Annotated in this window: 6 protein-coding genes; 3 read left to right on the top strand and 3 right to left on the bottom strand. The window is 71.5% G+C overall.

Going from position 1 to position 7,701, the window contains the following annotated elements; genetic code table 11:
• Positions 1-119: 119 nt before the first annotated feature.
• On the bottom strand, positions 120-1,271 hold the full coding sequence (locus tag ACFYVR_RS08525) for an alpha/beta hydrolase family protein (RefSeq protein WP_387471656.1): 1,152 nt from the start codon (positions 1,269-1,271) through the stop codon (positions 120-122).
• A 100-nt stretch (positions 1,272-1,371) separates the two neighbouring features.
• On the opposite strand from ACFYVR_RS08525, the gene ACFYVR_RS08520 reads away from it, so the two are divergent.
• A complete protein-coding gene (locus tag ACFYVR_RS08520; protein WP_387471653.1) occupies positions 1,372-2,004 on the top strand; it encodes a TetR/AcrR family transcriptional regulator in 633 nt (210 codons plus the stop codon).
• Between the two features lie 52 nt (positions 2,005-2,056).
• On the opposite strand, the gene ACFYVR_RS08515 is transcribed toward ACFYVR_RS08520, so the two are convergent.
• Positions 2,057-2,986: a DNA-3-methyladenine glycosylase family protein gene (locus ACFYVR_RS08515; RefSeq protein WP_387471651.1), complete on the bottom strand. Its 930-nt coding sequence runs from the start codon at positions 2,984-2,986 to the stop codon at positions 2,057-2,059.
• A 161-nt stretch (positions 2,987-3,147) separates the two neighbouring features.
• Here ACFYVR_RS08515 and ACFYVR_RS08510 point away from each other — a divergent pair, with 161 nt between their 5' ends.
• On the top strand, positions 3,148-3,540 hold the full coding sequence (locus ACFYVR_RS08510) for a WhiB family transcriptional regulator (protein ID WP_387471649.1): 393 nt from the start codon (positions 3,148-3,150) through the stop codon (positions 3,538-3,540).
• 12 nt (positions 3,541-3,552) lie between these two features.
• On the opposite strand, the gene ACFYVR_RS08505 is transcribed toward ACFYVR_RS08510, so the two are convergent.
• On the bottom strand, positions 3,553-4,062 hold the full coding sequence (locus tag ACFYVR_RS08505; RefSeq protein ID WP_387471647.1) for an Lrp/AsnC family transcriptional regulator: 510 nt from the start codon (positions 4,060-4,062) through the stop codon (positions 3,553-3,555).
• Between the two features lie 158 nt (positions 4,063-4,220).
• Between ACFYVR_RS08505 and ACFYVR_RS08500 the strand changes: the two genes are divergently transcribed.
• The gene (locus tag ACFYVR_RS08500; protein WP_387471645.1) at positions 4,221-7,700 is read left to right on the top strand and encodes an indolepyruvate ferredoxin oxidoreductase family protein; all 3,480 of its coding nucleotides are present in this window, start codon (positions 4,221-4,223) and stop codon (positions 7,698-7,700) included.
• Position 7,701 lies beyond the last annotated feature (1 nt).

Raw genomic sequence — 7,701 nt, 5'->3', positions numbered from 1 at the left:
GCCCCCCCCCCCACCCCCCCCCGCCCCCCCCGCGGGGCCCCCCCCCCCCCCGCCGCGGGGGCCGCCCCCCGGGGGGGCGAGGGCTGGCCGGCCGCCCCCCCCCCCCCCCCACCACTGCGTCAGCAGGCGGTGGCAGGCTCCTCACCGTTCCGCAGGGCGGCGGCGAAGTCCTGCGCGTCGGCCAGGGAGGCCTGCACCACTGCGCGATGGTCGGCGCCGTCGTAGGTGCGCAGGTCGACGCGGGCATCCTTGCCGCACAGTGCTTTCACGACGACGTCGGTGGCCGCGGGCGTGACGAGCTGATCCGCGGTTCCCTGCGCGACGAGCAGCGGCACCTTCGGCGCGGCGTTGGCCGGCTCCTGCGCGGCCAGGTAGTCCGTCCACGGCCCGAGGTCGGCCTCGGGGCGGATCACCCGGTCCACGGGCACGGACGGGATCGCGGCGCGGATGTCGGCGATGCAGCCACGCCGAGCGGCCGTCATCAGCGGTGCCGCCTCGGCGGTGACGATCTCGTCCGGCACGACGGCCGGATCCGAGGCCGCGGCGCCGAGCAGCGTGAGGGGCAGGAAGGCCAGGGCAGGCGCGACCGCCGGGTTCCCGGACTTGACGTAGGCGGGCGTCTGACTCAGGCCGCTGCCCGGAGCGACCGCGATCGCGCCGAGCAGCGACAGCTCGGGCGCCCGGTCGACCGCCAACTCGGACGCACCGACGGCCGCCGCACCGCCCTGACTGTGACCCCCGACGAACCACTCCTCACCGACGTCGGGGTCGAGTTGTCTTGCGGCCCGGACGATGTCGTTGAGCACGTTCGACTCCGAGGTCGCGTCGAGGTAGGTGTGGTCGCCGGGTGTGCCCATGCCCTCGTAGTCGGTCTGGACTACCACGTATCCCCGCTGCACCCACTGGTCGAGGGTGGCGGTGACACCGCCGACGTAGTCGTGGACGGCCCCGTCCACAGTGTCCCCCGACGGCGCGCAGGTGTCGGCGATTCCGGTGGTCCCGTGTGCCCAGCTGAGCACCGGCCAGCCACCCTCCGGCGCCTCGCCGGGCGGGATCGCCACCGTCCCCGACACCACGATCGGCCGGCCGTCACCGTTCTCCGACGCGTAGGTGATCAGCTCGGCGCGGGCCGCGCTGGGCAGCACCGCGGCATTCGTCAGCGGCACGTTCGACAGCACGTCACCGGCATTCGGAACCGACCTCGACTCCGCCTGCGGACCGGACGAGCAACCGGCCACGGCGATCACGGCGACGGCGAGGCCCCCTATCATGCGGACGGTTGAAGCAGTACGGATCGGACTCATTCGGCAAACCTCCGGACGGGGGCGAGGGACACACCTCGGAAAGCAGTAAGAAGGGTTTCTTATTACCGTGGCGCAGACACAGTCGTCAAGGGGGCGAACCACCCTGGTTCACGCGGCCGAGCGCCTCGTGGCCGAGAAGGGCCTGCACGGTGTGCGGGCCAGCGAGGTCGTCAAGGCCGCCGGACACCGGAACAACTCGGCCGTCGCCTATCACTTCGGGTCCTGGGACAACCTCCTGATCGCCGTGTGGGAACTGCACACCGCCCCGACGAACGCCGCCCGCGCCGCGTTCCTCGCCGAGGCCCGGACCCGGGGGCCGCTCGACCTGCCCACGATGGTGCGCGCCTACATCGACCCCCTCGTCGGCGAAATCGCCCGAAACCGACCGAGCTACTGGGCCCGCTTCTCGGAGCAGTGGCTCGCGACCGTGCGGCTCGACTTCTTCGACCTGGATGCGGAATCCGCAGCCGCGCAACCACACACCGAGTCGGTGCTGGCCCTCCACAGCCTGTTCACGGACCTCGCGGACGCCCTCACCCAGCTGCCGCCCGGCGCGCGCACCCGGCGCGTCGCGTTGATGTCGCGGTTCGTGATCGCCACGCTCGCCGCCTGGGAACGCGAGGACGAGCCGCCGCAGTCCCTCGAGGACCTACGGAGCGAACTCGTCAGCACGGCCGTCGCGCTGCTGCAGGCACCCTAGGCAGTGGTGCACTTGTGGACGGCGCGACGTCCGAAAGTGCACCACTGGCGCGTCAGCGCCGGCGATGGTCGGTGACCGCGGTGCGAGGACCGAACTTCGGTTTGACGGCCTGCCCGCTGACCTCGAGCAGGCGCACGACGAAGTGCCGGTGCGGTCGCATCGGCTCGAGGTACTCGACCATGCCCGGATCGTCCAGCGGTCGACCGAGCAGCGACCACCCGACGACCGCGGCGAGGTGGAAGTCGCCGACGGACAGCGCGTCGGCGTCGCCGAGGGCGCGTTGCGCCGTCTCGGCCGCGGTCCACGGGCCGATCCCCGGCACCGCCTGCAGCCGGCGGGCGGCGTCGGCTGCCGTCATCGTCACCGTCAGCTCGAGGCGGTCGGCGACGGCCGCGGCGGTGACGATCGTCCGCGACCGCTTCGGGTCGACACCGGCGCGGTGGAACTCCCAGGACGGGACGCGTCGCCACACCTCGGCGGGCGGCGGCACCCGCATCCCGACGGGCGCCGGGCCCGGCGCGGGCGCACCGTACGCGGTGACGAGCCGCCGCCAGGAGGCGCGGGCCGCGATGCCGTGCACCTTCTGCTCGAGGATCGCGGGCACCAGCGCCTCGAACACCCGGCCCGTGCGCGGGATGCGCAGTCCCGGCAACCGCCGGTGCGCTTCGACCAGCTTCGGATGCAGCGGCGCGAACCCGGACGCGACGTCGGTCTCCCCGAGCAGGTCCGGCAGGGTCGCGGTGAACGCGGCGGCGCCGGCACCCCACGCCAGGCAACGCACCGACGTCGCGTCCTGCTGCACCAGGCGGTACGTGACCGGGCCGGACGGCAGCAGGGAGGTCCGCCACAACGCGCCGTCCGGCGTCACCCGGTGACACGGATCGCCGCGGCCGCGGCCGAGGGGGGAGAGTGAGGCGGCCAGCAGCAGCGGCCGGTCGCTGCGGTGCACGGTCTCCACGGGCGTGGCGGCGGAGACGGTCATGCCACCACGATAGGCCGCGCGGCTGCCGTCACCGACCGGCGGTCGAACGCTCGGGAAAGGGACGTTCGACCCTGTCGACGACCCGGCCGTGTGACGCACAGTGGGAAAGCCGCCTCGGACCTCCGCTCGGGGCGCACCCAGATGCGAAGAGGAGAGCTTTCGTGCAGACGGAACCGGGCGGGTCCGAGGCGAACCGGCGGCGGGACCGGGAGTCCTGGTACCGGCACCCCGATCGGCACTGCGTGTCCACACCCGAGAAATGGTGGTTCCCGGAGAGTCGTGCCTCGCGGGAGACGACGGAACGGATCGCCACCCTGTGTGTGAACTGCCCGGTGCGCGCGCAGTGCGCGTACGACGCCCGGGCGTGCGACGACCGGTACGGTATCCGCGCGGGAGTCGACCTCAGCCACCTCGCCGACCCCTACCGCACGCAGACCCTGGATCGGATCGCGACCTCACCGACGCCGGAAGAGGAGCCGATCGTGTTGGGGCGGGGAAGTTTTCGCCGGACACCCGTGGAACTGGAGCACCGGGCACGGAACGCCGCCGGCTGACCTGCCGGCGGTTCACTCCTCCCGCTGTGCGGCCGCCGATCGTCCGTGCCCGGCCTCACGGGTGAGGTGGTCGATCAGCGGTTGGGTGCGGAACTTGATCGGAGTGGTCAGGGCCAGCGTCGTCGACGTGTGCGCGACACCGTCGACGCCGAGGATGCCCTCCAGAACGTGCAGCAGTTCCTCGTGCGAGGGCGCCGCGATCCGGATCAACAGGTCCTCGCGGCCGGTGGTCGTGTGCACCTCGAGCACCTCGGGGATCCTGCGCAGATCCTCCACGACGGCCTGCAGACGACCCTGCACGGTCTCCGCCCCGACGAACGCCTGGACCGGCAGACCGAGCGCGGACAGGTCGACCTCGGGCCGGTAGCCGGTGACCACCCCGGACTCCTCGAGCCGGCGCATTCGCGAGGCGATCGTGTTGCGGGCGACGCCGAGTCGCGTGGCCAGATCCATGATCTGCGCACGCGGGTCTGCGGTGAGTTGTTCCAGTAGTGCCGCGTCGAGCTTGTCGATACTGATCACGATGCTGACCTCCCATTGGTGATGCACGCCACAACTGATCATGGTGTCACGCTGTTTCCTTGAGTGTTGACGCTCTCGGCACCCGCGCGAATCATTTGCTGCACCGAACGACCGTGTTTCGCCCGGCAACGCTACCGCGACCAGCAAAGGTGACCGCCATGACCGAACTCGCCGATCGCCCGACCACCTCCGTCGCGACCCCGTACGACCTCGACGACCGCTACCGCCCCGGTACCGGCCCCGTCCTCGTCACCGGCGTGCAGGCCATCGCCCGCCTGCTCGTCGAACAGCACGTCCGCGACCTGCGTGCCGGACACCGGGTCGCGACGTTCGTCTCCGGATACCAGGGCAGCCCGCTCGGCGGCGTCGACCGGATGCTCCACGGGATGCCGACCGTGCTCACCGAACACGACATCACGTTCGTTCCCGGGCTCAACGAGGAACTCGCCGCGACGTCGGTGTGGGGCAGTCAGGCGGACCTGACCGCGTTCGGCGGAACGGCGACGCACGACGGCGTGGTCGGCGTCTGGTACGGCAAGGGCCCCGGCGTCGACCGCGCGACCGACGCGTTGCGGCACGCGAACATGTACGGCGTCAGCCCCCGCGGCGGCATGCTGCTGCTCGTCGGGGACGATCCGGCGTCGAAGTCGTCGACGGTGCCCGCCGTCAGCGAGCGCTCCCTCGCCGCCCTCGGCATCCCGGTCCTGTTCCCGCGCAACGCCGCCGAGGTCGTCCGGATGGGCATGCACGCCATCGCACTGTCCCGGGCGTCCGGGTGCGTCGTCGCCCTGAAGATCGTCGCGGATCTCGCCGACGGCGCCTGGACCCTCGACGGTTCGGTCTCCGACCTCGACATCACCGTCCCCGAGATCGAGTGGGAGGGAATGCCGTTCACCTACCTGCAACGGCCGATGGCGGTCCCGACCGACAGCGTGATCGCCGAGGCGGACCTGTACGGTCCCCGCGCCGAAATCGTCCGCGCGTACGGCGCCGCCAACCACCTCGACGTGATCGAGGTGGACCCGCGTGGCGCCCGGATCGGCTTCGCCGCCACCGGAACCACGTTCGACGCTCTCCGTCAGGGCCTGCTGGACCTGGGTGTCGACGACCAGGCGATGCACCGCGCCGGAATCCGGCTGTTGCGCATCGGGATGCCGACTCCGCTCGGCCCCGACCGGGTCCGTGAGTTCGCCGCCGGGTTGGAGCGACTCGTGGTGATCGAGGACAAGACCGCGTTCGTCGAGACCCAGATCCGCGAGATCCTCTACGGCACCGACCACGCCCCGCAGATCCTGGGCAAGCGCGACGCGGCCGGACGCCCGCTGACGCCCGTCGACGGCGAACTGACCGCCGGCCGACTGCTCGGTCCCCTGCGCCGGGTGCTGCGCGACGTCGTGGAGTTGAAGAAGCCGCTGCCCCCGGCGCTTTCGCTCGACGTGCTGCCCACCAAGCGAACCCCCTACTTCTGCAGCGGCTGCCCCCACAACCGCTCGACCGCACTGCCGGAAGGATCCGTCGGCGGCGGCGGCATCGGCTGCCACACCATGGTCACCATCTCGCACCGCGACGACAGCCGGGTCACGGGGCTGACCCAGATGGGTGGCGAGGGCAGCCAGTGGATCGGCCAGGCCCCGTTCACGAGCATTCCGCATCTGTTCCAGAACGTCGGCGACGGCACCTTCTTCCACTCCGGTCAGCTCGCCGTGCAGGCCTGCGTCGCCGCCGGTGTGAACATCACCTACAAGCTGCTCTACAACGAGGTCGTGGCGATGACCGGCGCCCAGGACGCCGAGGGCATGCTCACAGTCGCGCAGCTCACGCACAAGCTGACCACCGAGGGCGTCAAGAAGATCGTCATCTGCGCCGACGAACCCCAGCGGCACAACAGGAAACAGCTCGCCAAGGGCACCGTGCTGTGGCACCGCGACCGGCTGGACGAGGCGCAGCGGCTGCTGCGTGAGATCGAGGGGGTCACCGTCCTCATCTACGACCAGCACTGTGCGGCCGACGCACGCCGTCAGCGCAAGCGCGGCACCCTGCCGGCCCGCACGACACGGGTCGTGATCAACGAGGCGGTGTGCGAGGGCTGCGGCGACTGCGGCACCAAGTCGAACTGCCTGTCCGTGCAACCGGTCGACACCGAGTTCGGCCGCAAGACCCGGATCGACCAGACCTCGTGCAACACCGACTACACGTGCACGGACGGCGACTGTCCCTCGTTCGTCACCGTCGAGCAGGTGCCGGGTGGGGGCAAGTCCCGCAGGAAGGTTCGTCTGCAGCCGCCGACGGTCGCCGACCCGGTCACCGGCGGCGTGACCGGCACCCAGAACGTCTTCCTCGCCGGTATCGGCGGCACCGGCATCGTCACCGTGAACCAGGTGCTCGCGACCGCCGCGCTGCGCGCCGGCTTCGAGGTCGAGTCCCTCGACCAGATCGGGTTGAGCCAGAAGGCCGGACCTGTCGTCTCCCACCTCCGCTTCTCCACCGGCGCTCTCGAGCCGTCCAACCGGCTCACCCCGGGCGCGGCCGACGCGATCATCGCGTTCGACCTTCTCACCGCGACCGACCCGAAGAACCTCGGATTCGGCAGCCCGGAACGGACCGCCGCCGTCGCGTCGACCAGCCACACCCCGACCGGCGACATGGTCTACGACAAGTCGGTCTCCTACCCGGACGAGCAGGACCTGCTCACCCGGCTCGGCGCGGTGTCCCGGACCCTGGAGTCGTTCGACGCGCTGGCCGCCGCACAGGAGTTGTTCGGCAGCACCGCCGCCGCGAACTTCCTGCTGATCGGCGCCGCCTTCCAGTCCGGCGGGCTGCGACTGCCCGCCGACGCGATCGAGGAGGCCATCCGCATCAACGGGGTCGCGGTCGACGCGAACGTCGCCGCGTTCCGGTGGGGCCGCGTCGCGATCGCGGACCCGGACGCCTTCCGGTCCGCCGCGCAGCGGCCGGGCACCGCACCGCGTCCCGTCCCCGCACACCTGCTGTCGGGCACCACCTTCGACGGCGAGGTGCGGCGGCTGGTGGAGATCCGCGCGGGCCGGCTCGTCGACTTCCAGTCGGAGAAGGTCGCACGTCGCTACGTCGACACGGTGCAGGCGGTGTGGGAGGCGGAGCGCTCCGTCACCGACCGCACCGGGTTCAGCGAAGCGGTCGCTCAGGGCCTGTACAAGTTCACCGCGTACAAGGACGAGTACGAGGTGGCGCGGCTGCTGGTCGACCCCGACTTCGTCGCCGACGTGCAGTCGCAGGTGCCGGGCGGCGCGAACCTCACCTACCGGCTGCACCCGCCGGCGTTGCGGGCACTGGGCCGGACCAGGAAGATCGGCCTCGGACCGAAGTCCCATGCGGCGCTGAAGGTTCTGGCGAAGGGCAAGGTGCTCCGCGGCACCCGGCTCGACCCGTTCGGGTACGCACACGTCCGCAAGGTGGAGCGGGCCCTGCTCGGCCACTACACCGCGACGGTGCGGGCACTGGCCGCCGGCCTGTCCCCCGAGACGTACGACCGCGCGACCGAGATCGCCGGGCTCCCGGATCTGGTCCGCGGCTACGAGTCCGTCAAGCTCGGGAACGTCGAGGTCTACCTCGACCGCCTCCGCGCTCTGGGCGTCGACACCCCGCCCACCCTCCGGTGAT

The sequence above is a fragment of the Rhodococcus sp. NPDC003318 genome, assembly GCF_042879035.1.
Lineage (GTDB): Bacteria > Actinomycetota > Actinomycetes > Mycobacteriales > Mycobacteriaceae > Rhodococcus_G.
The sequence above is the reverse complement of the archived record's forward strand: the minus strand, read 5'-3'. Positions and strand labels throughout refer to the sequence as shown.

Excerpts from the sequence above, each read along its gene's own strand:
- ACFYVR_RS08500 (WP_387471645.1), top strand. The coding sequence starts at position 4,221 with ATGACCGAACTCGCCGATCGCCCGACCACCTCCGTCGCGACCCCGTAC.
- ACFYVR_RS08525 (WP_387471656.1), bottom strand. The coding sequence starts at position 1,271 with ATGATAGGGGGCCTCGCCGTCGCCGTGATCGCCGTGGCCGGTTGCTCG.
- ACFYVR_RS08515 (WP_387471651.1), bottom strand. The coding sequence starts at position 2,986 with ATGACCGTCTCCGCCGCCACGCCCGTGGAGACCGTGCACCGCAGCGAC.